25 protein-coding genes are annotated in these 26,738 nt (G+C 33.7%); 9 read left to right on the top strand and 16 right to left on the bottom strand.

The genetic code is table 11. The features are described 5' to 3' along the window. Positions 1-109 precede the first annotated feature (109 nt). Together A8L32_RS00630 and A8L32_RS00625 are read right to left on the bottom strand one after the other, a co-directional pair. Positions 110-976 (bottom strand): transglutaminase-like domain-containing protein, encoded by an 867-nt coding sequence (locus A8L32_RS00630; protein WP_075589767.1) that lies wholly within the window; start codon positions 974-976, stop codon positions 110-112. 15 nt (positions 977-991) lie between these two features. Then, positions 992-1,867, bottom strand: coding sequence for a nucleoside phosphorylase (locus tag A8L32_RS00625; RefSeq protein ID WP_075589766.1), 876 nt, complete (start codon positions 1,865-1,867; stop codon positions 992-994). 179 nt (positions 1,868-2,046) lie between these two features. On the opposite strand from A8L32_RS00625, the gene A8L32_RS00620 reads away from it, so the two are divergent. Further along, the gene (locus A8L32_RS00620) at positions 2,047-3,204 is read left to right on the top strand and encodes a tetratricopeptide repeat protein (RefSeq protein ID WP_075589765.1); all 1,158 of its coding nucleotides are present in this window, start codon (positions 2,047-2,049) and stop codon (positions 3,202-3,204) included. Positions 3,205-3,263: 59 nt separating this feature from the next. Here the strand turns inward: A8L32_RS00620 and A8L32_RS00615 are convergent, their stop codons facing one another. Next, entirely contained in the window at positions 3,264-3,632 is a 369-nt protein-coding gene (locus A8L32_RS00615; RefSeq protein ID WP_143524972.1) for a cytochrome c, read from the bottom strand. A 108-nt stretch (positions 3,633-3,740) separates the two neighbouring features. Between A8L32_RS00615 and A8L32_RS00610 the strand changes: the two genes are divergently transcribed. Further along, complete coding sequence (locus A8L32_RS00610; protein WP_075589763.1) at positions 3,741-4,202, top strand: DUF4293 domain-containing protein; 462 nt, start codon at positions 3,741-3,743, stop codon at positions 4,200-4,202. A gap of 51 nt (positions 4,203-4,253) precedes the next feature. On the opposite strand, the gene A8L32_RS00605 is transcribed toward A8L32_RS00610, so the two are convergent. From A8L32_RS00605 to A8L32_RS00565, 9 genes are all read right to left on the bottom strand, one after another. Next, positions 4,254-4,667, bottom strand: coding sequence for a hypothetical protein (locus A8L32_RS00605; protein WP_075589762.1), 414 nt, complete (start codon positions 4,665-4,667; stop codon positions 4,254-4,256). Between the two features lie 156 nt (positions 4,668-4,823). After that, positions 4,824-5,633, bottom strand: a complete 810-nt coding sequence (locus A8L32_RS00600) for an SDR family oxidoreductase (RefSeq protein WP_075589761.1) — start codon at positions 5,631-5,633, stop codon at positions 4,824-4,826. A 22-nt stretch (positions 5,634-5,655) separates the two neighbouring features. Then, positions 5,656-6,564, bottom strand: coding sequence for a helix-turn-helix domain-containing protein (locus tag A8L32_RS00595; RefSeq protein WP_075589760.1), 909 nt, complete (start codon positions 6,562-6,564; stop codon positions 5,656-5,658). A 117-nt stretch (positions 6,565-6,681) separates the two neighbouring features. Continuing rightward, complete coding sequence (locus A8L32_RS00590) at positions 6,682-7,719, bottom strand: SMP-30/gluconolactonase/LRE family protein (RefSeq protein ID WP_075589759.1); 1,038 nt, start codon at positions 7,717-7,719, stop codon at positions 6,682-6,684. 188 nt (positions 7,720-7,907) lie between these two features. Then, positions 7,908-9,404: an IMP dehydrogenase gene (locus A8L32_RS00585; RefSeq protein ID WP_075589758.1), complete on the bottom strand. Its 1,497-nt coding sequence runs from the start codon at positions 9,402-9,404 to the stop codon at positions 7,908-7,910. A 169-nt stretch (positions 9,405-9,573) separates the two neighbouring features. Continuing rightward, entirely contained in the window at positions 9,574-10,008 is a 435-nt protein-coding gene (locus A8L32_RS00580) for an energy transducer TonB (RefSeq protein WP_075589757.1), read from the bottom strand. 12 nt (positions 10,009-10,020) lie between these two features. Continuing rightward, a complete protein-coding gene (locus A8L32_RS00575) occupies positions 10,021-10,503 on the bottom strand; it encodes a hypothetical protein (protein WP_075589756.1) in 483 nt (160 codons plus the stop codon). A gap of 180 nt (positions 10,504-10,683) precedes the next feature. Continuing rightward, positions 10,684-10,848, bottom strand: a complete 165-nt coding sequence (locus A8L32_RS23465; RefSeq protein ID WP_158027182.1) for a hypothetical protein — start codon at positions 10,846-10,848, stop codon at positions 10,684-10,686. A 108-nt stretch (positions 10,849-10,956) separates the two neighbouring features. Continuing rightward, entirely contained in the window at positions 10,957-12,603 is a 1,647-nt protein-coding gene (locus tag A8L32_RS00565; protein WP_075589754.1) for a dipeptidyl-peptidase 3 family protein, read from the bottom strand. A 188-nt stretch (positions 12,604-12,791) separates the two neighbouring features. Between A8L32_RS00565 and A8L32_RS00560 the strand changes: the two genes are divergently transcribed. The 7 genes from A8L32_RS00560 (at position 12,792) to A8L32_RS00530 (ending at position 22,960) form a co-directional block, all read left to right on the top strand. Further along, positions 12,792-13,577, top strand: a complete 786-nt coding sequence (locus A8L32_RS00560; protein WP_075589753.1) for a hypothetical protein — start codon at positions 12,792-12,794, stop codon at positions 13,575-13,577. Positions 13,578-13,592: 15 nt separating this feature from the next. Beyond that, a complete protein-coding gene (locus A8L32_RS00555; RefSeq protein WP_083631119.1) occupies positions 13,593-14,162 on the top strand; it encodes an RNA polymerase sigma factor in 570 nt (189 codons plus the stop codon). Then, positions 14,146-15,441: a porin family protein gene (locus tag A8L32_RS00550; RefSeq protein WP_075589751.1), complete on the top strand. Its 1,296-nt coding sequence runs from the start codon at positions 14,146-14,148 to the stop codon at positions 15,439-15,441. The genes A8L32_RS00555 and A8L32_RS00550 overlap by 17 nt, the downstream gene beginning before the upstream one ends. Before the next feature lie 295 nt (positions 15,442-15,736). Continuing rightward, positions 15,737-18,607: an ABC transporter substrate binding protein gene (locus A8L32_RS00545; RefSeq protein WP_143524970.1), complete on the top strand. Its 2,871-nt coding sequence runs from the start codon at positions 15,737-15,739 to the stop codon at positions 18,605-18,607. Positions 18,608-18,611: 4 nt separating this feature from the next. Then, on the top strand, positions 18,612-20,054 hold the full coding sequence (locus A8L32_RS00540) for a sigma-54-dependent transcriptional regulator (protein WP_075589749.1): 1,443 nt from the start codon (positions 18,612-18,614) through the stop codon (positions 20,052-20,054). Between the two features lie 152 nt (positions 20,055-20,206). Further along, the gene (locus A8L32_RS00535) at positions 20,207-21,796 is read left to right on the top strand and encodes a methyl-accepting chemotaxis protein (RefSeq protein ID WP_075589748.1); all 1,590 of its coding nucleotides are present in this window, start codon (positions 20,207-20,209) and stop codon (positions 21,794-21,796) included. Between the two features lie 39 nt (positions 21,797-21,835). Then, positions 21,836-22,960: a hybrid sensor histidine kinase/response regulator gene (locus A8L32_RS00530; RefSeq protein ID WP_075589747.1), complete on the top strand. Its 1,125-nt coding sequence runs from the start codon at positions 21,836-21,838 to the stop codon at positions 22,958-22,960. 1 nt (position 22,961) lies between these two features. Here the strand turns inward: A8L32_RS00530 and A8L32_RS00525 are convergent, their stop codons facing one another. The 4 genes from A8L32_RS00525 to bla all read right to left on the bottom strand — a co-directional run bounded on the left by A8L32_RS00525 (position 22,962) and on the right by bla (position 26,532). After that, positions 22,962-24,134: a DUF418 domain-containing protein gene (locus A8L32_RS00525; protein WP_075589746.1), complete on the bottom strand. Its 1,173-nt coding sequence runs from the start codon at positions 24,132-24,134 to the stop codon at positions 22,962-22,964. A gap of 198 nt (positions 24,135-24,332) precedes the next feature. Beyond that, on the bottom strand, positions 24,333-24,905 hold the full coding sequence (locus tag A8L32_RS00520) for a class I SAM-dependent methyltransferase (RefSeq protein WP_075589745.1): 573 nt from the start codon (positions 24,903-24,905) through the stop codon (positions 24,333-24,335). Positions 24,906-24,908: 3 nt separating this feature from the next. Continuing rightward, positions 24,909-25,289, bottom strand: coding sequence for a diacylglycerol kinase family protein (locus A8L32_RS00515; RefSeq protein ID WP_075589744.1), 381 nt, complete (start codon positions 25,287-25,289; stop codon positions 24,909-24,911). Then, complete coding sequence (gene bla, locus A8L32_RS23265) at positions 25,276-26,532, bottom strand: subclass B1 metallo-beta-lactamase (RefSeq protein WP_083631118.1); 1,257 nt, start codon at positions 26,530-26,532, stop codon at positions 25,276-25,278. The genes A8L32_RS00515 and bla overlap by 14 nt, the downstream gene beginning before the upstream one ends. Positions 26,533-26,738: the final 206 nt, after the last annotated feature.

The following is a 26,738-nucleotide window of genomic DNA, read 5'->3' as shown; positions in this document are numbered from 1 at the left end:
TTCAGTTGTTCGTCTTCTGCCGTATAAAAAAAAGCGATCAGTGTGTTTACCAATCGCCTTTTGCTTTTAATGCATTACTAAAGCTTTTATCTCATAACTAATTAAAATATCATTCAAACAAATTGAGCAATACTTTAATTTCATCCTTTTTCAATTCATTACCTTGGTTTTCGTAGGCGTACGAAAGATTATATAACACTCGCTTAATGATATCTAAATTACTGCATGGATTAAAATATGAATGTATATTATTAAGCTTTTGTTGTTTGATAAAATACTCTATCTCTTTCCGTCCTAGAATAGCTCCTTTATTAACAGGGTTGATATAAAACATCACATTATCAGCATGTGGATCTGAAGATTTTAAATTGATATTTTCATCGATATAACATAGAATAAAATTTTTAGGCAGGTTTACCCCATAAATAGGTAATCCAAGCCGTTGAGCCACCACCGAATAAATAATTGATAATGAAATGGGATTTCCTTTTTTACTATCCACCACTTCGCTTATATACGAATTTTGAGGAGCAAAAAAATTACTGCTATTCCTAACATATTGATGCATATCAAACATCACATGATTAATGATGCGAACCTTTTCCAATGAGGTTAAGTGATCATTTAACTCCAGCCATATATCGCGCCTAAGCACATTAATCTTATTATTTAAATCCTCAAAATTTAAATCGGGGTATTGGTATTTTGCTACCAAGAACGAACCATAGAATAAATCCTTACCTCCTTCGTTTACCCATTTAGCCATAAGGCTCTTTACATCCTTCAGTTGAAGCGTATGTATTATATTCTCGAGCCTACGTTGAAAATTATCATCGCGAGATTCTTCCCAAGCCTTTTCCAACTCAATTACTACCTCAACCTCTTCTTTTAAAAGCTCCTCTTCCACTGAGTTAAAAACAACTTCACTCGGATCATCTAACAAAGTAATTAAAGCATGTACTTTTGATTTATCCATGGCGAATGTTTTTAATTAAACTAAACTATCCAGCACTTTCTTTATCAAATCTTTGATCACTGGTTTATAATCTTTACTGTATTCTCCCGCTTTTCGGTTGGCAATAATGGCACACACACAAGCTGCGTTATGCCCTAGTAATTTTGACAAGCCATAAATAGCAGAACATTCCATCTCATAGTTAGTTATTCTGTGCTGCTCATGTTTAAATTTACTGATTTTTTCGTTAATATCCTCATCTTGAATACCCAAACGTATCACCCTTCCTTGAGGTCCATAAAAACCAGGTGCAGATATAGTAACTCCCTGATTAAACCCATTAACCGAAAGCTTTTTTATCAACTCATCAGAAGCATCCACCACGTATGGGGCAGTAAGCAACGGATTCCAATCAAGCTCTTTTCTAAAACTTTCTTCAAAGGCTATATCAACCACTTCGTTTCTACCTGCATAAAAATTCAACAAACCATCAAAACCAATGGCTTTATCACTAAGCAAACAACTATCAACAGGCAAATCTTTTTGTAATGATCCGGATGTTCCTATCCTAACTAAATTTAGTTTTTTAAGCTCCTTATTAACGGTTCGGCTCTTAAAGTCAACATTTACTAACGCATCCAGTTCATTTACTACTATATCAATATTATCGGTACCAATACCAGTTGCCACAACCGACATGCGCTGACCTTTATATTTTCCAGTAATACTTACAAACTCTCTATTGCTATGCTCTAACTCTACGTCATCAAAAAAAGAAGCCACCGTTTTTACCCTACCAGGATCACCCACTAAAATTATATTATCGGCAATTTCGCCTGGTTTTAGGTGCAGATGAAACACACTCCCATCCTTATTTATGATTAATTCTGACTCTTCTATTCTACGGTCCATAATTTGAAATACTAATTTAAAAGCAAGGTAATTTATTTTTAGAAAAACAAAAGCAGATAGCCTAACAAATCTGATTTCTTAAATAAAAAGACAATATCATCCTATTTAATCGACTCAAGCATTGACTTAGCGTTAATTTATCACTATATTAAGTTAATACGCTCATTAATAACTTAAAGATGGAAACTACAAAAAGATTAATTAGGTTGATTTCGGTAGCCTTTATAATGGCTAGCTTTTCTTTTTCTGCTGTTGCTCAGAATTTATATTTACCTGCAAGTACTAAATCGAAAGAAGCCAAACAACTATACCAAAAGGCTATGGATGCATACACCAATAGCGAATGGTTTGAAGGACGTGAATTTGCAAAACAAGCTTTAGAGAAAGATGCCTCGTTTTTTATGGGACACTATTTACTCACCTATAACGAAGATAAAGAAGAGCGCGAAAAGTATATTCAACTTGTGAGTGATTTTGATGGAAAACTAAACAAAGGAGAAAAGATTTTACAGCAAATAGTTATTAACTACAAAGGTGATGAAGAAACCGTCCTTAAACATTATTCGGATTTAGTAAAAGCTTATCCTAAAGTAGCTTTTACTCATTTAATGCTTGCCTATCATTTAAACAGATACGGCCATACTGACAAAGCACTAGCATCCATTAATTCAACTCTAGACCTTCATTCTGATTTTGCTCCGGCCAATAATATGAAAGGCTATATTTTAATGAAAAAAAATAAAATGGATGAAGCAAAAGTCGCATTTGATAAATATATTGAACTAGCACCAAACAGAGCCAACCCTTACGATTCAAAAGGCGATTATTTTATGGCTCAAAAAGAATACAAAAAAGCCAAAGAGCACTTTAACAAAGCATTTGAATTAAATAGCCATTTTACTTATTCACAAAAAAAAGCAAAAAAGGCCATGTTTACCCATAAGTGCGAAATGGCTAAACCCGAAGTTGAAAAAATCATGTCAGACATGGTAGAGTATTATAACCTAGGAGAACTAGACAAATTTCAGAGTTATTTTGCTGATAATGGAACATTTAAAATGGTAATTAATGGCGAAAAAGTATTTACTTTAAAAGATTTAAAGGAACTACAAGCTAAAAATATCGCATCATTAAAAACATACAAGGTTAGTATCGATAATGAAATTATACATATGATGAACCCAAAGAAAGCAATGGTAACACAAAAATTTAATGTAACTGGTAAATTTAAAGATGGTAAAATATTAACGGAAGAAGGTAATTGGACCTTATATTGGAACAAGTGGGAAGACACTTGGAAAGTAACTTACGCCGTAGAAAATGTGGCTTTTAAATAAAACAGCTACGAATTAACACAAAGCCAGAACATGTTAATTTGTTCTGGCTTTGCTATAACCTATGGTATGGCATTTACCAAATCTAAAAACTCTTTAAACTTATCAATGTCGCTTTGCGATAGCTTTGCTGCCCCCTTAGGCATTGTTCCTGCATTTACTTGACCATACATGCCCGATGCTGCATTTTTAGCATTGGTAAAAACACTGTAATTTTTCGATCCTCCGGAATGATAATTTGAATGACACGAAACGCAATTGTTCGAAATTAAGGACTTCAGGTTATTTGTGAAATATGTTTCGGCAGCCACCAATTCCGTATTATCACCACCTCCTCCAACATCTCCATCCTTATCAGGCTTAGGATCCTCAGATGAAGAACAAGCTATCACAAAACCGGATAGCATAGCAATTAATAATATATTTTTCATACCCATATTATATAATTAGTGTAACAACAACTTTGTATTTCTTTAATTAGTCCCCAAAAGTCGTAATCCTTACAATTTTCTTTATATTTTTGGCAAAAAAAAATAAACATGATACAGCGAATACAAACCATTTACTTATTACTAGCCTTTGCCTTTGGGGCATCGATGTTTTTCACACCACAAATTACATTTATGGCCGAAGTAGAATATATTTTAAACTTCAAGGGTATTAATGCAGTTGAACCATCAGAAACAACAAAAAGCATAGCCACCACGGCACTAACTATATTATTAGTTCTTACACCTTTAGTTTCACTCGCTTCTATTCTTTTATTTAAAAAGAGAATGATCCAAATAAGACTTTGTTCGGCTAATATTGGATTATTAATTGGCGTTACAGCTTTGGCATATTATTTTGGAACAGTTGCCAATAAGGAGTTAGGCACTACAATTATTTCGTACAAATTAAGTATGGTATTTCCTATTGTTGGGGCAATCTTAAACTTTTTAGCACTAAGAGCTATTGGTAAAGACGAAGCTTTAGTGAGATCAATGGATAGAATTAGGTAATAACTTTACATCTATTATAAAATATTATAAGCTGCCATCGTGCAGCTTTTTTTATTCTACAGGAGTATACTCAAATTGCTCCACTTCATACTGACTTAATGCAAGTTGCAAACAATGTACAGCCGCCTCAAAGGTACTAAACACCTCTACCCTATTCTTAAAAAAGGAATCCTTTTTAATTAATATAGAAAGTGCAGCTGTTCTGGGATCATCAACAATTATAGCCCATCTTATTTTTACCTTCGAGAGGTATTCTTTTAATCCATTTACATAATCATTTAATTGATGAGCACTTATAATTACATTAGCTCCTCGTGTATCTGAAATTACCTTCTTCACATCATTAAAGGCAGGGTTTTGCATCTGATGACGAACGATATCCTCCAAGTCCGCTAAATTGATATCCCCATAAAACACCTCAAACAATAATGCTTTATCCTCATCTATATTATATTTTGCTTTCATTTTACTACATGTTATTATGGTGTATAAACATAACATCCACATAATCAAATCAGTTCATTACGGCATATAATTCATCTATCACTAACTCACTTAATATATTTCTTAAAACAAAAAAGACCGCTTCGATGCGGCCTTTCTTCATTTACAAAACTAAGTTTATTCTCCAAAAAATGTAGCATCTAGCTCATCTCTAAATGCCTGATAACCCAACTCCTGTTTTCTGGCAAACATAGCTTTAGCATCATCCCCTGCATAATAACGCAATTGGTCTTTATTGTCTGTTGCTGCTTCATAAACCACGGCTGCAATTTGATCAGGTGTAGATTGCATTTGAGCACGCTCTGGATCCATAAAAACAGCAACTACCTTATCCAACATTTCCTTATATGCTTCATGTTCTGCCAATACTAATGAACGCCCTGCAAAATCCGTTTTAATTCCTCCAGGCGCTACTGTTTTAATTCCAATGCCAAACTTCTTTAATTCTAGATCCATACTTTCACTCCACCCTTCAAGAGCAAATTTTGTAGCATGGTATATTGAATTAAAAGGTAAGGCCAAACTACCTCCAATAGAGGTAGTTGTAATAAACAAACCGCCTTTATTCTCTCTAAAATGAGGCAAAAAAGCCTTTGTCACTCGCATAACACCAAATAAGTTAGTATTGATATTCTGCATCATCTGCTCATCCGAAGCACCTTCAAACGGTCCTGCTAAACCATAACCTGCATTATTAAAAACCACATCTACTTTACCCATGGCTATGGTGTTTTTCGCCACTTGTTTTATCTGTTCAACATCGGTTACATCCAAAGCCATTAAAGTAATATTAGGATGATTTCCAAGCTCCGTTTCTTTGTCTGGATTACGCATAGTTGCAATTACTTTCCATCCTTTTTCTGCAAATAATAGGGCAGACGATCGCCCTAAACCGGTTGATGTACCGGTCATAAAAATCGTTTTCATAAGTGTTTTTGTTAAGTGGTAATTAATTTGAAATATTCTGATGTATATATTCCGAAGGGGTTAAGCCTACTTTTTTCTTGAATAATCGAGAAAAATATTGTGGATATTCAAAGCCCAATTTATAAGCCGTTTCTGAAATGGAGTATTTATTCAACAGCATAGTTTTGGCTTCATCCATTAAAAACAGGTTAATTTGTTCTATAGTGGTTTTTCCTGTTTCCACTTTTAAGCTATCATTTAAATAGCGCTGGCTTACTTCTAGCTTATCCGCAATCCATTCAACTTTAGGGATTCCATTTACTTCAAAACTTCCACTTTGTAAGTAATCCATCAACACCGTCTTTAATCTAAAAAACAGTTCTGAATTCAACTCTTTTCTGTTGATAAATTGTCTTTTATAAAAACGTTCGCAATAACTCAGCAATGCTTCTAGATGGCTTATGATAATATCCTTACTAAAATCATCCTGATTGTTGTAATACTCCGTTTCAATGGTTTTAAAAATAGACGTTAGTATGCCCTCTTCTTTGGGAGAAAGGTGCAAAGCCTCATAAGTAGCATAATCAAAAAAGGCAAACTGCTTAATTTTTCTGGCTAAATCATAACCCTTAATATAGTCTTCGTGAAAATAAATAGAGAAACCACTTGGTGCAATAGAAACATTATTCCACTGTACAATCTGACGAGGCGGAGTAAAAACCATTACTCCTTTTTGAAAGTCGTATTTAGTGCGACCGTAATGTGCACTTCCCTGGGTTACTTTCTTGAGCGATATATTATAAATATCGCCAGTGATAGGAGGACTGCTTTTACGCGAACACTCCATCTCTGTTTGATTGGCTGCCAAATCCAGAACATACAATTGAGGATGCTCTGGAGCAGGCTGTCCAGCATATTTTAAGAATGCAGAGAGTGTTGAGAAGTGTTGCATGTGTTTTTCTTTTTTCTTTCTGAAATATTACACAACAAATATCGCACAAACAGTTTAATACATCCCAATACATTTTTGTTTAACTCGTATACTTTTTCCCCTTTGAAGAGGTTTATTTTATAAATCGATATACGAAATAGTATAAGGTTTACTATGACCTGAGTTAATCATTCCTTTTTGTACCATCAAATCAAAATTAGAAATTACGAGCTTATTGCCATATACAATCAAGTCTGCAGGTTGATCAATCTGCCCATTAGAACCATCATTATCTGGATATTGAGCAAGAATAGTTGTTCTTCTTTTTTTATCCACTTGAAGTATTTGGTTTTGAGAAAACCCAGCCAAATACAAATTTCCTTTTTTATCTATGGCCATTCCATCAATACCAGTAGTATTGGGTAAATCTACATATAACTCTTGGTTAATTACTTTACCATCTTTATTTAGTGTCAACTGATATATATTTGAATCACCAAAATCAGCTACAAACAATCGACCTTTTTTATTGAACACCAAACCATCTATGCCAAACTGACGATCGGAATTTTGCGTTTGAGAAATAAAAATAAGATTAGTATCTGTACTATCATTATTTACCTGAACATCTCGGTCTGTTGCCAAAAATCGATACACTCCGCTCGTCAGCTTTTCTGTTTTAAACTTTTCTAACTTAGGCTGAGTCACATATATAGCGCCTTGATAATAACGTATTCCATTGGGATTACTCATACCCTTTGCCACCACTTCCGTTTTTTGAAGTTCATCATTTTTAAATGTTAAGCGTAATATCCTACCATTTTTGCCTTGCGGATCACACACGTATAAACTACCATCTGGAGCATAGGCTAAACCCATCGGATTGGCTTTACTTCCTTCTTTTACACCTTTTAACTCTGCAAGCTTATATATTTTACCATCATTAGTAATTTTCATTAAAACTCCAGGCTTTGTTCTATCTGCAAAATTTGGACACGATAAAGTCAAACTACCATCGGGCGCAATAGCAAATGCATCTGGCGTTGGACAATAATCCGGCAGCTCTACAAATAACTTGGCTGGCTGAGGAATTGCATTGTCTGATTTAGGTTTATTTGTCGCCCACAGATTCATGGAGACAACAAGTAGAATACTTAAAATAATTGATTTTGTCATAATATTGTTTTTATCCCTATTGATAACAGTATAGTTTAATATACACTTACATAAAATACAATTAAACCATTATTAATCAGGAACACCTACACAATATTACCCTATCCTAGCTCACAATACCCCAACAAAAAACGTCCTACCTGAATAATCAAGTAGGACGTTATATTTTATAAGAATTAATTAGTTACCTAATTCTTCGTTTCTTTTACGATAACATCATGTGCACCACCTTCAATAATACTTGTTGAAGATACTAAAGTAAGTTTAGCATCTGCTTGCATCTCCTTTAAAGAAGCCACTCCACAACTACACATGGTTGATTTAATTTTACCCACCGTCATATCTAAGTTATCTTTTAACTTGCCTGCATACGGTACATAACTATCTACACCTTCTTCGAATTTAAGGCTGTTGTTTCCTCCCATATCGTAGCGCTGCCAGTTTCTAGCTCTATTTGAACCTTCACCCCAGTACTCTTTTACGTAGTTTCCACCTACTAATAACTTACGAGTAGGACTCTCATCAAAACGAGCAAAGTAACGACCCATCATCAAGAAATCTGCTCCCATAGCTAAAGCTAAGGTCATATGGTAATCTTGAACGATACCACCATCAGAACAAATTGGAATATAAACACCTGTTTTTTCAAAGTATTCATCTCTAGCTGCAGCTACTTCAATTAAAGCAGTAGCTTGGCCACGACCAATACCTTTTTGCTCACGTGTAATACAAATAGAACCACCACCAACACCAACTTTTACAAAGTCAGCACCAGCTTCAGCTAAATATAGAAAACCATCTTTATCTACAACATTACCAGCTCCAACTAAAACATCGCTGCTAATTTTCTCTTTGATATATTGAATGGTATCTTTTTGCCATTCTGAGAAACCATCTGAAGAATCGATACATAGTACATCAACGCCAGCTTCAACTAAAGCAGGTACACGTTCTTGGAAATCGCGGCTGTTAATGCCAGCTCCAACCAATAAACGCTTTTGATTGTCTAATAATTCGTATGGATTTTCCTTATGACTATCATAATCTTTACGGAAAACAAAATAAAGCAAATTTCCATCCTCATCCAGAACAGGAAGCGTGTTTAATTTATGCTCCCAAATTATATCGTTGGCCTCTTTTAAAGAAACTCCACTTTTGGCGTAAATTAGACCTTTTAAAGGTGTCATAAAATCTTTCACCTTTGTATTATGATCATCTCTACTCGGACGATAATCTCTACCTGTAACTAAGCCTTTAAAAACACCTGTTGCTGTTCCATCTTCAGTTATACCGATAGTAGAAAAACCCGTTTTGGCTTTTAACTCAATTACATCTCTTAAGGTATGCTCAGGAGTTAAGTTTGCACGGCTTTCAACAAATCCAGCTTTGTAATTCTTAACCAGCTTAACCATTTTACATTGCTCCTCAATCGACTGCGAACCAAAAATAAATGAAAGCCCACCTTCTTTTGCCAATGCTTTTGCCATACCGCTATCGGAAACCGATTGCATAATAGATGACACAAACGGAACATTTAAAGAGATTTTAGCTTCTTCACCCTTTTTATACTTCACAAGCGGAGTCTTTAAATCTACCTTGTCAGGGGTATGTTCTTTGGTTGTTAAACCTGGAATAATGAGATACTCATTAAAGGTTCTTGAAACTTCGTTAATTATATTTGCCATAGTCGTTCGAATGAAAAATTGCGCAAAAATATGTAATTTTTCAATACCCTACGCTATAATTACAAACTTAATTCAAGTGATTTTTTGAGGTCTATTTTAAAACCACAGTAACCGACTACTAACGTGCAAATTACAATACTAAATTATTTTAGTATTATAAAGATATTACTTAGTGTCTCAACTTAAAACTAACCGTTTTAACATTTAACACACGCACAATACTATCATTCTTTTCCCCTGGTACCCACCTAGGCATATTTTTTATAAACTCTACAGCAAATTCTTCTAGCTCCTTGTTCACTTTATTCGTCGCTTTAATACTCGTTAAATGCCCATCCTTTTCTACTACAAAAAGTACCTTAACATCTCCCTCAATGCCATAATATCTTGCCTTTTCAGGATACCTAAAATTATGTGTATAATAATTTACTAAACCACTATAACCTCCTTTAAAATGAGGTTTAACATCAGGTTTAAATACTAAACCAGTTGTATCAACATCACACAATAATGATTTAAATTGATGAGGAATTTGCGCATCAATATTTAATGACGATAACAGCAACAATAGTATTGTTGCCTTTTTTGACAATTTAAAACTCATAGTAATTATGTTTTAAAATGTCATGGTTAATCCAACACCAACGCTAGTTAACCCTACATTAAAATCGACTTTGCGCGATTCAGCATTGGCAATACCGTCGTTATATATGCTTACGGCCTTTGTGGCATGTTTGGTATATGCCACAGAAAATGGAATTGAAATCAATACAAATCCAGCCCCGATGCCAGCTAATACCCAGTTAGGATCGCCCCCACCAAGAGCTGTGCCCAAAGGCCAACCTATTAAAGCTCCACCAGCAAATCCAAATACAGCCCCCGCATTATAATTTGATTTTGCCAACTTCATTAATTCATACGCTTCGGTATTAACTTTTGTAATTTGCAGCAGTTGTTTAGGCGTTAACCTTTTGCCTTCCTGCATAAAGATGGTACTCATCTTTTTTTGAACTTGTATGGAATCCGATGTATTTTGCCCCGATAAAATACATGCACTGGAAACCAACAGTCCAATAAAAACTAGTTTTAAATTTTTCATGACGTGTTGCGATAATTGCTTGATAAGGTTTTGTAAAAAACATTAGGCAACCTTAAATAATAAAAGGATTCTACCCACTCAAGTAAATAGCGGTAGTATAATGAGAAGAATTCTCATCCTTTAGGGATTTCAATATAGGTTGACTAATTTTTGCGCAATATATAAAAAAAGTATGACTTGTTAGCTATGATGCTTTTTAGCAACATATTGCCCCAAGTAATAAGCTATTAAAATAGGAATAAGAGCAAACCCTATGTATTTTTCGAAAAGGCCATATTGATTAAGCGCAACTAAGGTAGCTGCAGCAATTACGATAAAAATAATGTCGAGTAGTATTTTTTTCATGGTTTCTGGTTGCATGGTTAATTATCCAATTAGCGAATCCACAAATATACAAAATCCTTTAACAACGAATGTCGCTAAAGGATTCTACATTATATTTAAATAAAAAACTTACAACCCTAACATATGTGCTCCTTGCTCAAATACAATATCGCGTGGTATTCCTGCTGCTGCAATCTTATCTAAATCAGCTTGCAGTTCTGGCTGAATAAACCCCATTTCTTTAATCATTTTTTGGGCTTTGGCATAGTCTCCATCTCCTTGCATTACAAGTATCTCTCCAGAAAGGTCAATCATAGCCTCACGCATTTTATCAAAGTCAACCTTATACTTACCTGACTCATCTTTTGTGAAGGCTTGTTTTTCCTTAAAATAATTGAAGCGAATCATATTGGCTTTTCCGTGCGAGCTTGAAGCCCCAAAGCGAATAGAACGAAATAAACCTGCCATAAAGGTCACATAGTTGTCCATTAAAACCTGATCCTCGCCAAGCTCATTCATCTGCGTAAGCATATCCACCATGTATAAACCTAAAATATCGGCCTTACCTTCTTCAATGGCTGTAGAAGTTTCTTTTAAGGCTTCACGCACAGTTCCTGTTCCATCCAAAGTATTTTTAACACCTAAACCATGCGCCACTTCATGAAACATGGTATTCTGAAAAAAGGCATCAAAACTAACATGCTCTTGTTGCTCTTCAACAATTAACAGTTCACTAATAGGCATCAATATTTTATCGAATTTAGCACGCATGGAGTTTTTCAATTGTAATTTACGACTACCTTTTTGCAAATGCACTTTAGGATCGTTAGGCAAATTGATAGCTATGGTTTTACTACCCGCATTACAATCTCCTCCATAATACACCACATCATAGGCACCTAAATCAGAATCGCTACCAGGAACCTCAGCTTTATATTTGGCATCCACAGGCAACCCTTTTTGTAATTCAGGCAATAATGATGCAAAGTGCGTCAGCTTCTCAGACCACTCTAAATCTTTAATCAGGATGTACGCCTCAAAACTCGTTTTGGCACCATAAAGTGCATCTTCATAGTTTTCGATAGGCCCCACTACAAAGTCAATTTTATTACTTTTCATGCTCATCCAAGCCAAATCACTTTCAAAGTATTCTCCATCCATCAAGGCCACTGCTCTTTTTTGCAAGTAATCCTTAAAGCCTGCATCATCAGCTAAAGCAGCTGCTTTATTTAATAAGCTGGCTACTTTGCTCAATTCCTCGGCGTAAGCTACATGATAAGGCACAACCTTTAGTTTCCCTTGATTATCGCGAACAATTATGGTGTACAAACCATTTTTGCTATCATCTTCTAAAGCATCAAACTCTTCTTTGGTCATATCAGCAGGGTAAAACTGGGCCCCAGCAGGCTTTTCTCCAATACCTTTGATAAAAGAATTATTCCCGTTTAATCGCTCCCAAGGACCATAATTGATTTTCAAGTACTGTTTAATATACTCATCTTCCACTTTCGAAAACAAAGAAGCTTTATCACCCCAGGCTTGTTTCCAGAATAAATCGTCCATTATTTGAGCTGCATCAAATAACAAAGGCAACATTTTCTTTTGGTTATCGGATAAAATTGAAATATCAGCATTCAGTTCAAACTTGGTAAACTCTTCTACTTTCTCCTTTACATTAGGGATGGATGCGGTGTATTTTGTATCTACTTGCTTTGGGGAATTACAAGCACTCAATAACATAACACATCCTAATACATACAAATAGCTACTCTTCATTATTCTATTTTTTGTTGATAGGTAATAATTATTATCTGGCCTTAAAGGTATAAAAGCACTATGGTTGCAGCAAATTATAAATACAAATACGAAAAAGTTGAACTAATTTTGAAATAAAAATAAATTCCACGCAGCACTTTTGCTTATTCACTCGTTTAGGGGGGTACATTAAACAAAAACATGAAGTTATGAAGTTCAATTTATTTTTAACAAGCTTAGCTATTATGGTTGCAACATTAGCCTGCAACAAGGATTCTGAAACAATAATTGATGAATCAGAACTAAAATCGGAATTGAAGTACGCCAGTACGTCTGCCTCGGATTTAGCAACTAATGGAGCACCTTTTACCATTTTGAGTGCAGGGATGCATTACAACCATTTATTTTTAAACTTCTCGTACACAGGGGGAGAAAAAGGTCATGAATTTTCTGTTCATTGGGATGAGAAAATCATAGAGGAAGGAGATAAAAAAACATTAAAAATAAGTATCTCTCATTTAACAGATGATGACAATGGAACTTCTACCATACAGGATTCCTTACATATTAGTTTAGATAAACTAAAAATTCCAACTTCACTATTAAAAGAAGACAATTTGTATTTTGATGTCATCAACCATGCGCAAACTGATAACCATATTATTTTTAAGAATATACCGATTAAAGATGATAAGCCAACAGAACCAGTTATACATTATTATTTTGAAACACTAACCGTTAAAGAAACACCTTGCAACCAAATTGGAGCTTGGAAAAACCTATGGTTAGAAAGATCACATCAAGATTCTACATTTAATTATGTGTTTGACGAAATAAATGATGAAGTTAATTACACACCTAAATTAAATGATAAGCTAAAAGTAAAGCTACAATATATACCTTTGCAGGATATTAAAAATGTAAGTGATTGCGAATTCACACAAAAAAACATTGTACTCGGTATTAAAATTGAAGAAATAGAAGAGATTAATTAAACAAGCCTAAAACCTATTATCATTCAAACGTCGAAAGACATAGCAAATACTGAAAAACTATTAAAGAGATGCTCCAAGGGTAACAGAAAAGCCCAGGAGCATCTTTATGGTTTATACTATGGTTATACCATGAGTATTGCTTTGCGCTACACTTCATCGTACACACAAGCCGAAGAAGTTTGTAATGATGCCTTTTATAAACTATTTACCAAAATTGAACTTCATACAAAGGGAGATAGTTTTAAACCATGGTTTAGACGCATAATTATAAATACCGCCATTGACAATTACAGGGCCAATGAAAAGAATAATCAACTCATTGTTCTGGAAGAAATTGACCATCCTGAGCAAGTAGACCTTAACCTAAATACTATTGATGCAGAAGAAATTATAGCCTTATTACAAAAACTACCTGCTAAATACCGTATGGTATTTAGTTTATACATATTAGAAGGCTATAATCATGACGAGATTGCGAAAAAACTAGAAATTACAGCTAGCACATCGCGCTCAAACCTTACCCGAGCAAAACACAAACTACGTGAATTAATTAAAGACTACGATTATTATGGGAAGGCCAGGTGAAGATAAATTTACGGATAGCTTAAAGCGAAAGCTTGAAGGCTATGAACCTGCTTTTAACGAAAAAGCTTGGGGGAAGATGAGTGCGCGCTTAAGTAGTCAAAGCAGTGCTCCTGTATGGTTAAAACCATGGCTTTACGGACTTGGTTGCGGCTTAATTATCATGCTTACTCTGTATTACACCACAATAAACAGCTCCGATACAGCTGAACACATAGAGCTTAATGCAGCTTTATCTAAAGAAGTAAATGAGCTTAAAAAGGAAGTAAATAAACTAAAACAATTGCAAGCAGAAAGTAAGGAAAAAGCAGCTATAACTAGTAGTAATTCAACAGATAAAAACAAAATACTATTTACCGAAAGCCAACACAAACCCATCATTAAAAAGGAATATATTTTTATTGAGCCTGAAATTCAACATCCAACATCTGGAAGAAACACAGGTGCTGAAAGTACCTTGGCCGCTTTACCTATACGCCAAGAAATAATTCAACAGGAATACAAGCTTCAATTAGGAACATTAAATACAATTGAGATTACTCCAAAGAGCTCCCAAAAGGAACACAAAAAAACCAAAAGGAAGTTTCAACTAAACTGGCCACAAATTGATTTAAAGCAGCAGAAAAATTCTAGTCAAAAATTTACTGGACCCAACACAGTTTATTTATTAACCAACATTAGCAATGAGAATAATCTAGACTCAATGAGCTTATTAAACAAAGCCATTGGTATTGGAGTCAGTGGAAACATTAGTCCACGACTAAACCTTTCTGGAGGAATTAATTACGGTAGCAGTTATGGTGATCATTCGTATGATTATACAAGTTATAAATGGGTAACTGTAGATGATTCTACTTTCGTTCAAAACTCGGTAGATTCTACTTTATTCAGGTCAGTAGATTGGCAATATTTAGACATTCCGTTACAGTTAAAATATCAACTGTACGAAGCAAATAAACATAGTATATCTCTTAGCTTAGGAACTGTAGCTAGGTTCTACTTATCGGAAAAATACACCTCTTCAATGAGAATCCCTGAAGAGAATCCTAAAAGCCAAACTACAGAACTTGGCGCCTTTGAAAACATACACCCTTTAGCAAAACTTAATTTTGGTATTAGTTATGCATACCAGCTCAATAAAAGATGGAATTTAGAACTTCAGCCTTATTACTCACTATCGATGCAGAAACATAGCTTTTTGAAAGTTAAGAGTAAATCGTATGGACTGAATTTTAAAGTAGGATATAGGTTTAACAAACAGGAAAATAGTAGAAATCCATAAATTCTACTTATATAGTCTACGTTCTAGATTTATATGTAAACTCTTCTTTCAATAGATCGATTAAGTTATTAGGCATTTTAGGCTATTTAATTGTATTCAATTACAAATAATAAATAAAGCTAAAAAACATTTAGTCAGTATTATTCAAATTTCAACTTTAAGAGATTACAATAATTTACTTCACTATTATAATACAATAAGCAGAATACATCATTTATTAAAATTAGCAAGCAAATTTTATTGATTATAGCAATTTAATATTACCTTAGGAAATCATCATTTTAAATAAAATCCCGTGAAGTGGCTACTTGGATATATATTGGTATTCGTTGTAACAATGCCTAATCTTTTCGCAAATGAAATATCTTCCGAACTTTCCCACAAAAGTGTATTGCTTCTAAACTCTTATCACAAAGGTTATAAATGGTCAGATGATATAGTGAAAGGTGTGGAGGATATATTTGCTCCATACAACATCAATTTATCCATTGAATATATGGATACTAAAAATCATTTTGATGATGAATTTCAGCAAGGTCTAATTGACTTTATAAATATCAAATACCTTAAGGATACCTTTGATTTAATAATCACCTGCGATGATAATGCATTGGACTTTGTTTACAACAACCGTACTTGTATTTTCAAGCACACACCCATTGCATTTTGCGGAACTAACTACTTTAATAAAGCTGATTACGATAGCTTATATAATGCTACTGGAATAAGCGAAATAGCTGACTTAGAGAGAAACATAGAGCTAATTAAATCCCTCCACCCTAAGTGCGAAAGAATATTTGCCATTACTGACGATACGCATACAGGCATTCATTTACAGAGAGAGTTGCAAAACATTCGTAAAAAATATTCCACTCCATATATCGATATTATACATACTATATCCGAAAAAGAGTTGAAAAAGTCTTTACAAAAATTAGGAGAATCAGACGTAGTATTACTTACCTTCTTTTTTAGAGATGCACTAGGAAAAACCTATGAATACGACGAAGGGACAAAACTAATTACTCAAAATACCAACGCACCGATATATGCTTCGTGGGATTTTAGTATTGAAAACGGAATCATAGGAGGATACGTTGTAAACTCATATGCCCATGGAATGGATGTAGCTAACACAGCATTGCAACTGTTGTTGGGCACCCCTATAGATAGCATCCCCGTACAGTACTCTACAACGCACAATTACATTTTTGATTATCCTGAATTAATAAAGAACCATATTGATGAAAGTAAAATTCCTACTAATAGTATAATCCTCCATAAACCTATTTCTGTATTTCAAAAATATAGAAAAGTAGTAAACTTTATTATTACCGTTATTCTAATACTTCTTGTTTTCATCATTATATTAACCTTCGCCTTAAACAAAACCAAACGAATTAAACAAGAATTAGAGTTTAAACAATTGCGCTTGGAATCCATCATCTCTAACATTCCAGGAACGGTATATCAAGTAGATGTTATTGACAACGATAAAGTAATTTATATCAGCGAAAACATTGAATCATTGTGTAATTTAAAAGCTAGTCATTTTATAAATAAAAATATAGATTTTTACAATCATTTCATTTATAATCAAGATGTGAAAATGGTTATTGAAAATAGACGCCACAATATTAACCAAGATGACTTTTGGAAAATACAATACAGAATTAAAGTAGGAAATAAAATAAAATGGGTTTACGAAGCGGGAAGATATATTAGAGATAACTCCAACAATATCCTTACTATGGAAGGTATTTTATTTGACATTACCAATGAAAAAAACACAGAAAATAAACTAATCGAAAGTAAAGAACGATACAAATCCTTATCTGACGAATTACACTTAATCATCAACAGTATACCTGGTTTGGTTTTTTATAAAGACACTAAAAACCATTTTAAATACGTCAATAAGTTTATGGCCGATAGTGCAGGCCTAGAAAGAAGCCAAATGATAAACCGAAATGTTTCCGACTTTTACAATCAGGAATTAGCCGATTTATATTTTAAGGATGACCTTGAAGTAATGAAGCAAAAAACAGCTAAACTCAATTACGAAGAACCTTGGTCATGGAAAGAACAAAAAGGGTGGTTTTTAACTAGCAAAATCCCTCATATAGATCACAAAGGAAATGTACAAGGAATTATTGGAGTTGCCATAGATATTTCTCATCAAAAAAAGGTAGAACACCAATTAAGTGATAAAAACAGCGAATTACTGGAAGCAAAAAGCGAATTACTTAAACATCAAACTAATTTAGAATCATTGGTAAATCAACGAACAAAAAAAGTAAAAGAATTAAACGAATTACTCATTGAAAGCAATGCTGAATTAAATGCAACCAATGATGATTTATTAATTAAAACCGATGAACTAGAACACACTATTGACACTTTAAAACAAACACAAAAACAACTTGTACAATCCGAGAAAATGGCTTCAATAGGTATTTTAACTGCCGGTATAGCTCACGAAATTAACAACCCAATTAACTTTATAAATAGCGGTCTTACTGGATTAGAAATTTATTTGAACGAGATAACGAAGACTATTGGAGGTAATATTAAAAATAATGTATGTAATAGCTGTAATAAAGATACCATTGAAATATTTGAAACCATACCAGAATTAATTCAATCTATGCGTAATGGCGTTTCGCGCACCACCGAAATTGTGAGAGGTCTCAGAACCTTTTCTCGTTTAGATTCTGAAAAAAAGGTGGAAGCTGATTTACACGAAATTATTAAATCAACTCTGGTAATCTTAAATAATAAAACCAAAAACAACATTGAGGTGATAGAAAAATACGAAGAAGTCCCTTCTATTAATTGTTTTGCCGGTAAATTAGGACAAGTATTTTTAAATTTATTAATCAATGCTATTGAGGCTATTAAAGAAAAGGGAACTATCACAATCAGGACATATCTTGAAGGAGAAAATGATGTTTACATTTCTATTAAAGACAATGGAACAGGAATTGATAAGCCCTTACATTCCAAAGTATTTGACCCATTTTTCACAACAAAAGATGTAGGTAAAGGCACTGGTTTAGGTTTAGCCATTGTTCACGGCATTATTGAAGAACATAATGGCACAATTAACCTAAACCCAACCTTAAAAAATGGCACTGAATTTATCATTAAACTACCTTTAAAATAAACGCATGGATCGGATTTTATACGTTGATGACGAAACAGATAACTTATTGCCATTGAAAATATCCCTTTCAAAATGGTATAAGGTAGACACAGCTATTAACGGGAAAGAAGCTTTACAAATGTTTAAAGAACATGCATATAAAGTAGTTATTACTGATCAGCGCATGCCAGAAATAACTGGGTTAGAATTAGCAAAAATACTTAGAACACAAAGCCCCAAAACCATAATTATTATATTAACAGCTTTTGACGATAGTTCAACTGTTATGGAAGCTATTAACCAGGGTAATATTTTTAGATACCTTCTTAAACCATGGGAATTAAGCGACTTACACCAAACACTCATTGCTGCATTTAACACATATAACCTTAAAAGTAAGAATGAACTTTTAATGAGTGATTTGGTCAATAAAAACAACCAATTAGAAATAGCCTTTCAAGAGATAAGTAACCTCAAAAGCAAATTAGAACAGGAAAACACTGAACTTAAGTATGAGCTTAATAATAACTTAAGCAACAGAATAATAGGTAACTCTAAAGCTATAACGCAAACCATAAAGATGGTACATATGGCTGCCAAATCAGATGCAACCGTACTTTTAATGGGAGAAAGTGGCACTGGCAAAGAAGTCTTTGTAAATGAAATACACAGCAAAAGTAATAGATCGGAAGAAAATATAATTAAAATAAACTGTGCTGCAATTCCCGAAAACCTAGTTGAAAGTGAGCTATTTGGTCATGAAAAAGGTTCATTTACTGGAGCCAACGAGCGTAAATTCGGAAAATTTGAATTGGCCAATAAAGGAACTATTTTTTTGGATGAAATAGGCGAACTTCCTCTTTTAATTCAGTCTAAACTGCTTAGAGTATTGCAAGAGGGAGAGCTACAGCGTGTTGGCGGGACTGAGAATTTAAAAGTAAATGTAAGAATCATTGCAGCTACTAATAAAAATTTGGAAGCAGAATTGAAAAAAGGAACATTTAGGGCAGATTTGTTTTATCGCTTAAACGTAATCCCAGTCAGTATTGCGCCTTTAAGAGAACGTAAAGAAGATATTCCACTTTTAACAAACCACTTTGTAAATAAATACAATAAAAAATACGGCAAAACAATATCTTCTATTTCCCCATCATCTTTAGAGCATTTACTAAAATATCAATGGCCTGGAAATGTGAGAGAACTTGAAAACATTATTGAAAGATATCTAGTTTTATCTGAAGGAGAAAAACTTGTTATTGATAAGTCGCAACTCAGGTTGCAAACAGGACAAACATCAATTCCTAATAATATCGTTAGTCTTGAAGAACATGAAAAAACATACCTAACAAAAGTGCTTAAATATACTAACTGGAAAATAAGAGGTGCAGGTGGAGCTGCTGAGCTTTTAGAACTTCACCCCTCTACTCTGGATTCCAAACTAAAAAAACTAGGTATTAGCAAATCTTAAATACACGATATTTAGTATATATACTAAATATCGTGTATTTATCTTATTACCTACACTCATACTCAAACCCTAACTCACTAACTACATACAACATACACACTTTGGCAGCCAATTTGATTTAAACAGTGTAATTGAAACTAATACACACTAAAATGAAGAAGGTTGCTAATAAAATTGTACTACTAGCTATAAGTTGTGGTTTATTCGTGGGGCTAATTGGAGGAATTATTTTTTACGTTTTAAACACTAGCAAGCAAAAAAAAGATGTTGAAATGATTGCCAACACCTTGCTTGAAGACTTTGATTTAATGGTTAAACAAGAAGTTGAAACTGTTATTTCCATGTTTGAAAGATTTAATCACCTGCACAAAACGGGAGAAATTAGCGCAGATGAAGCCAAATCACTTGCCATTAACACACTCAGAGATATTAGGTATGGTGAAAGTGGCTACTTTTGGGCCGATGACAAAGATGGCAACTGTATTGTATTACTTGGGAAAGATGCTGAAGGACAAAATAGATACAATGCAGTAGATGCTCGAAAAAACCTATTTATTCAAAATATTATTAATGCTGGAATACAAGGTGGTGGATATACGGATTATTGGTTTCCTAAAGCAGGTGGAGGCGATGCTTTCCCTAAAAGGAGTTATAGTAAATACTACGAACCATTTAACTTAGTAGTAGGAACAGGAAACTATATCGATGAAATTCAAACCATTGTCAAAAGCAAAGAACAAGAAAATAAAGCCGCAATGAGAAGAATTCTATATTCGTTTTTAATATCTGTAATCCTTATTCTAGTTGTAGCTACATTAATATCATTCGTTATTGGCAAAAAAATATCCAATCCAATAATTGAGGTAGTTGAAAAAGTAAAATTAGTCGCCGAAGGTGATTTAGACGTATCTATAAACGTAGTTTCAAAGGATGAAATTGGGGTCCTATCTCAAAGCATGAATTCAATGATAGAAAAATTCCGTACAGTAATTTCAGAAATCATAGTTGGATCAGAACAAATAGCTTCAGCAAGTGAGCAATTAAGTGGCACTTCGCAAACCATATCAGAAGGAGCCAATGAACAGGCATCATCCATTGAGGAAGTATCATCAACCATGGAAGAAATGGCCGCAAACATTGAGCAAAATAGTGCCAATTCTAAATCCGCTGTAAATATCTCAACCGATGCTAATAATAGTATAATGCAACTATCTGCCATTACACAGGAAGCCTCTGAGGCAAGCAAAATTATTTCAGAAAACATATCAATCATTAACGATATTGCCTTCCAAACCAATATACTGGCATTAAATGCAGCTGTTGAAGCAGCACGCGCAGGAGAAGCAGGGAGAGGTTTTTCTGTGGTAGCAGCTGAAGTACGAAAACTTGCCGAAAGAAGTAAAACTGCAGCTGATAAGATAGTAAGTCTTGCTGAGAAAAGTTATAAATTAACCCAAGAAACCAACACCGAGCTTCAGGCTACCATTCCAAAAGTTGAAAAAAGCACAGATTTGGTTGAAGAAATTTCTGCGGGAAGTACAGAACAGAATAAAGGAGCTAATGAAATAAACAATGCCATTCTTCAGTTTAGTGGTATTACACAGCAAAATGCATCTGCCAGTGAAGAGTTGGCAAGCAGTGCAGAAGAATTAGCTAGCCAATCAGAGCAGTTAAAAGAATCCATCTCTTATTTTAAAACCAAAATGGTAAGCGATTTACAAGTGAATAACGCCATACTATAAGTCATTATCTGTGTAAAAACAATTATAAACTAATATCATATGAGAAATGGAAAAGAATACCCAGCCATATTTTACATAGATGATGAAAAAGAAAATCTACTTGGTTTTAAAACAAGCTACTATAAGGATTTTAATATCATAACCGCCAGCAATAAAACGGAAGCCAATCAGATTTTAGATGAACATAAAATTGCTGTATTTTTGGTTGATTTTAAAATGCCGGATGAAGATGGTTTATCATTTGTCATGAGAATTAAGGATCAGTTTCCTGATGCTATTTTCATTCTTGTTACAGCCTATACAAATATGGATTTAGTTATAAATGCCTTTAATTTTAATGTGTTCTTTCAGTTTATTCAAAAACCTTGGAATTATTTACATTTAAAATCTATTTTATACAGCGCCCTTGAAAAATACGCATTACAAATAGAGAAAAAACAGCTCATGGAAAGCCTTCAGGTTTCTCTAAAAAATGAGCAACGAGCCAATAAACTTAAAAGAGAGTTTCTAAATAATATTTCGCACGAAATAAGAACACCTTTAAATAGTATTCTTGGATTTACTGAATATGCTAAAAATGAAACAGGAGATACCCATCTCATACCCTATTTAGAATTAGTTTATAAAAGCGGTAAGGAATTACTTGATACAGTTGAAAATGTTTTAGAAGCATCATTAATTATTACAGGACAAACAAACCATGTCACCCATAGTTTTAACCCTTTTAATTTGATAACTAATATTACTCGAGATATAAAACTTAAATATTATAATTTGAACAATATTGAATTAAACAATTTGGTTAACCCTGATATTAATTTGAACTCTGATAAAGAAAGTATTTACAAAATATTAAGTAACATCATTGACAATGCAGTCAATTACTCTAAAGATGGTCGCGTAAAAATTGAATTAAAGAAAAAACACCATCATGATTGGCAATTTTCAGTATGGAATAAAGGAGTAATGAATAACAAGATTAGCGAACAATCCTTATTTGATCCCTTTTACAGAGGAAACAATATTTATCCTGAAAAGAGAGGTTCAGGACTGGGACTTTTTAATGCAAAATCATTGGCCAAAAGTATCGGAGGAGATATTTCGTATACCTCCTCTTACATTAATCAAACTACCTTTTACTTTAATTTTACAGAAGTACCTTAATCTACTTCAAGTTTATCCAAGTTAGTTTATGCCATATACGTTCTAGCGGACCATGCTTAAATCTTTTAGCCCACCAAGTACAGAAAACGCCTAACAAAATGGCTAATACAACACCAATTAAAAGGCTATAGGTAGCTCCTATATATTTGTAAAGGCCTAATCCGAAACCATAATACAAACTTGCCCCTATTATGGACTGGAAAATATAATTAGAAAGACTCATCTTACCTATGGGTGAAAATACACTTAAAACCTTAACTCCTATTCTACTCCAAAACAATAGAGTAAACCCTGAAACCAACACCAACATAAAAGCAAGATTGGTATACGATACCTCCAATACCATAAATGTTCTTTTTAAAGCTTTAGTAGTAAGATGTTCACCTGCATTTTTTTGAATAAAAAACAACACAACAAATGCAACTGAAGAAACAATTAGAGTCTTTATCCAAAACTTTTTATTCCCTGTACTTTCTGCAAAAAGCTGTTTTCTACCTATTAACATGCCCGTTAGAAATAAGGCCAACATATGGAAAAAACGACCATTCTCCCAACTCCATAAAACAACCGCACTCTTTCCATTAGTGAGGTTACCTACAACATTTGTCCAAAACGAGTTATCGGATAGATAGGCCTTTGCCTTACCAAAATAAGCCCACGAAGAAGGGTTTGCCAATTCCATATCTGGATTTTGAACCGCAGTAATAAAGTGATATAAATTAAGTGGTTGAAGAATTAACATAATAATTACCGCAAGAACCACCTTGTTGTTCACTTTAGCAAAGGGAATCAGTAGGACTCCTACAGCCGCATAAAGCGTAAGTATATCGCCTTGGTAAAATGCCGAATTGAAGATTCCAAATGCAAATAGCAAAACCATACGCCAGGCAAACCTCCCTCTAAAATCTTTTCCTTTCTTTTCCTGATTATTGGATTGAATAAAAAAGGTTAAGCCAAATAACAAGGCGAATATAGCATAGGATTTTCCTCCAAACAGAAAAAATAAAGTGTCCCAAATACCTGTATCTAAGCTAACCATCCAATCAGGTAAACCTGTAGGTTTAAAATAATAATCGAAATGCTCGATATTATGCAAAAGCATAATAGAAACAATGGCAAAACCTCTTAAGGCGTCTACCACATGAAAACGAATAGATGTAGATTGATTTGTCATAGGATTTTTTAATAAAGTCTTAGTTTTTAGCTATTTATTCTTGAGCAATAACAACATGCGTTCTATATAAAACTATGAATATACGATGACTTTACTGTGGTAAGATTGTTACTAATTACTATCTGTTTATAATATAGTTAGACAAAAAGCTCGTTAAATTAACGAAACATCCAGAAGTTAAAATAGTTAAACGAACCGTTAATTCTTCTTTTTTGCTATAACTAAAATAGAATCCCCTTCTTCAAACTCTTTGTAGGATTGAAGCTCTAAAACTTCAAATAAATCATAAAACAGGTCCTTTAACTCTTCCTCCTTATGATTATTTACAAACATTCCATTAAAATCCTCCGTTCCATTCCCTTTCCAAAAAGTATGGCATATTATTCCATTTGGACGTAAAACTACAGCTTGTCTCACAATACATGCTTGTAGTTCTTCATCTTCCAAATGATGTAATACTTTATTACTATATATTGCATTAAAGTTTAAATCCGTTGATAACGTAATAGCATCCAGGTTTAAAAACTTTTCATTTGGGTATAACGCCTTTAAGCGCTTAATAAACTCATCGGAATAATCCGACCCAATCACAGAATAATCTTGACTAAGAATTTTAAAATCGGAACCAGGACCAGAACCCAACTCTAAAATTTGATCCTCTTTATTTAAATATGGTTTTAGTTTTTCGATAATATTAGCACCATCATGCTCCTGGGCCATCTTAATATACTGATCAACTGTTTCTTGCTCTTTGTAAAACTTACTCTTCATCTTTTAAAAAATTAAATTCCAAATTTTAGGTAAAAAGATAATCGATCCAACCACAAATGCACAAATCGCTGCCCACAAAACAGCTCCTGCAGCTAAATCTTTGCTCTTTTTAATAAGCGGGTGTCTATCAGCGCTCACAAAATCCGCTAAACTTTCAATAGCCGAATTAATTAACTCCATAGAAATAACTATTCCGATGGCCAATATCACCGCAATCCACTCTCCTTTACTTATTTTAAAAAAAAGCCCAAGTGCTAATACCACAATTGTTGCAAACAAATGAATCCTTGAATTATGCTCTTCCTTTAATAATATTTTTAATCCATTAAAAGCATATTTAAAACTATGCAACCTTTTAAGGAAGGAGAATTTACTTTGTGACATTGCTCGCTTTATAGTTTTGAACGACTTCAATCGTATGGGCCAGTAATTCCTTACCTCCATAATCTCCATGACCAGGAATAACAATTTCAGCTTGCGGGTATTCATCTTGTATTTTCATGACTGTACCATCCCACTCATTAACGCTTGCATCACTTAAGTTCCCCATGCCATTAGCCTTCACATCCTTAATCATGCAGCCTCCAAACAGCACCTTAGATTCCGGCAACCAAACCGTAATATTATCAAAAGAATGACCTCCACCAAAATATTTACATTCTGCTGTAAGGCCGTTAAAATTGAGCACCTTTTCTTTTTTAAAGTATTCATTTGGTAAGGTTAATCCTTCCGTTTTACACTTTTCGTATGTCATACTTCCACACAAACTATGCACCCCTTGTTTATGCAAAAAATCAATACCTCCCATACAGTCAATATGAAAATGCCCTGGAATTAGATAAGTAACCTCAATATTCATTTTACTCAACAAAAACTCATAAAGCTTTTTTGTTTTTTTATTGTCAGGTGGCGTATCAATCATAATTGCTTTTCCATTTTTCACCACCAATAGTCCATTTGAAGGATAAGGCTTGCCTCCTCCGTATGGATACCAACTAACATGCAAAAAAATAGAATCCTTTAAATGAACTAATTGTAAGGTTTTATCTATAAATATTTTTTCTTCGAGAGCCAGCTCTCTCTTTGAGTATAGCTTAATAGCCTTCAAATAATTTTGAGAACCGCGTTTAGTTAAGTCACGTTCAAAGCCATTTAAATCAGGATGATGCTTACTTACCCAATTCTTTAAATCATTTAACCTACCTTGCCATTTTTCATTATCAAACTTCACATAATCGTTGATAGTTATGGTTTTTAATTTATGGTCTATAATCTTAATATGAATATCTGATACCATTGGGGAATCATGCAAAAACTGAATTCGTGTACCTGTTTTGGCAATACGCACAATTGCCCCCGATTCATTAGGTGTAATCTTTTGCACTTCAAACTTAGGTTGAAAAACAGAATCCCATCTAAAAATAGTAGCAAAGCTTTTTCGGTTATTACAGATTACAAAACTGCCCTCCTGCATTACAAAATCATTTGTAATTAAAGAATTAAGGGAGACAAGGTCGGCCTTATTAAAAGCTTCAAAATATTGATTAATAATTTGCTGTGTAGACTTTTGCGCGTAAGCTCCTGTTAATGGTAACAGCGCTAAAATAATAAAAAGAAGTTTCTTCATGATAAAAGGGTTTTACACAAATATCGTATAATAAATTCAAGACAAACACTTTTAAAACCATTTTATTTAAGCTATTTATAACATGCAAATACTGATAACTTAACTCGTCATCACGCAAAATTGATTCGTCACCCTAAGCATTTAACAAAGCTTCAGTTACCAATTAAAAAGTAGTAGCACTGAATAAAAAAACAATGAAACGCAGT

This window comes from Labilibacter marinus (genome assembly GCF_001659685.2).
Classification (GTDB): Bacteria; Bacteroidota; Bacteroidia; order Bacteroidales; family Marinilabiliaceae; genus Saccharicrinis; species Saccharicrinis marinus.
Note: the sequence above shows the minus strand (reverse complement) of the source record. Positions and strands in the feature narration are given on the sequence as shown.

What these genes read in the sequence shown, in the direction of transcription:
- A8L32_RS00605 (WP_075589762.1), bottom strand. Translation starts at nt 4,667, where the DNA reads ATGAAAGCAAAATATAATATAGATGAGGATAAAGCATTATTGTTTGAG.
- A8L32_RS00585 (WP_075589758.1), bottom strand. Translation starts at nt 9,404, where the DNA reads ATGGCAAATATAATTAACGAAGTTTCAAGAACCTTTAATGAGTATCTC.
- bla (WP_083631118.1), bottom strand. Translation starts at nt 26,532, where the DNA reads ATGAAGAAACTTCTTTTTATTATTTTAGCGCTGTTACCATTAACAGGA.
- A8L32_RS00595 (WP_075589760.1), bottom strand. Translation starts at nt 6,564, where the DNA reads ATGCAACACTTCTCAACACTCTCTGCATTCTTAAAATATGCTGGACAG.
- A8L32_RS00590 (WP_075589759.1), bottom strand. Translation starts at nt 7,719, where the DNA reads ATGACAAAATCAATTATTTTAAGTATTCTACTTGTTGTCTCCATGAAT.
- A8L32_RS00610 (WP_075589763.1), top strand. Translation starts at nt 3,741, where the DNA reads ATGATACAGCGAATACAAACCATTTACTTATTACTAGCCTTTGCCTTT.
- A8L32_RS00525 (WP_075589746.1), bottom strand. Translation starts at nt 24,134, where the DNA reads ATGACAAATCAATCTACATCTATTCGTTTTCATGTGGTAGACGCCTTA.
- A8L32_RS00565 (WP_075589754.1), bottom strand. Translation starts at nt 12,603, where the DNA reads ATGAAGAGTAGCTATTTGTATGTATTAGGATGTGTTATGTTATTGAGT.
- A8L32_RS00600 (WP_075589761.1), bottom strand. Translation starts at nt 5,633, where the DNA reads ATGAAAACGATTTTTATGACCGGTACATCAACCGGTTTAGGGCGATCG.
- A8L32_RS00630 (WP_075589767.1), bottom strand. Translation starts at nt 976, where the DNA reads ATGGATAAATCAAAAGTACATGCTTTAATTACTTTGTTAGATGATCCG.
- A8L32_RS00560 (WP_075589753.1), top strand. Translation starts at nt 12,792, where the DNA reads ATGAAGTTCAATTTATTTTTAACAAGCTTAGCTATTATGGTTGCAACA.
- A8L32_RS00625 (WP_075589766.1), bottom strand. Translation starts at nt 1,867, where the DNA reads ATGGACCGTAGAATAGAAGAGTCAGAATTAATCATAAATAAGGATGGG.
- A8L32_RS00550 (WP_075589751.1), top strand. Translation starts at nt 14,146, where the DNA reads ATGGGAAGGCCAGGTGAAGATAAATTTACGGATAGCTTAAAGCGAAAG.
- A8L32_RS00580 (WP_075589757.1), bottom strand. Translation starts at nt 10,008, where the DNA reads ATGAGTTTTAAATTGTCAAAAAAGGCAACAATACTATTGTTGCTGTTA.
- A8L32_RS23465 (WP_158027182.1), bottom strand. Translation starts at nt 10,848, where the DNA reads ATGAAAAAAATACTACTCGACATTATTTTTATCGTAATTGCTGCAGCT.
- A8L32_RS00520 (WP_075589745.1), bottom strand. Translation starts at nt 24,905, where the DNA reads ATGAAGAGTAAGTTTTACAAAGAGCAAGAAACAGTTGATCAGTATATT.
- A8L32_RS00620 (WP_075589765.1), top strand. Translation starts at nt 2,047, where the DNA reads ATGGAAACTACAAAAAGATTAATTAGGTTGATTTCGGTAGCCTTTATA.
- A8L32_RS00530 (WP_075589747.1), top strand. Translation starts at nt 21,836, where the DNA reads ATGAGAAATGGAAAAGAATACCCAGCCATATTTTACATAGATGATGAA.
- A8L32_RS00535 (WP_075589748.1), top strand. Translation starts at nt 20,207, where the DNA reads ATGAAGAAGGTTGCTAATAAAATTGTACTACTAGCTATAAGTTGTGGT.
- A8L32_RS00615 (WP_143524972.1), bottom strand. Translation starts at nt 3,632, where the DNA reads ATGAAAAATATATTATTAATTGCTATGCTATCCGGTTTTGTGATAGCT.
- A8L32_RS00540 (WP_075589749.1), top strand. Translation starts at nt 18,612, where the DNA reads ATGGATCGGATTTTATACGTTGATGACGAAACAGATAACTTATTGCCA.
- A8L32_RS00575 (WP_075589756.1), bottom strand. Translation starts at nt 10,503, where the DNA reads ATGAAAAATTTAAAACTAGTTTTTATTGGACTGTTGGTTTCCAGTGCA.
- A8L32_RS00515 (WP_075589744.1), bottom strand. Translation starts at nt 25,289, where the DNA reads ATGTCACAAAGTAAATTCTCCTTCCTTAAAAGGTTGCATAGTTTTAAA.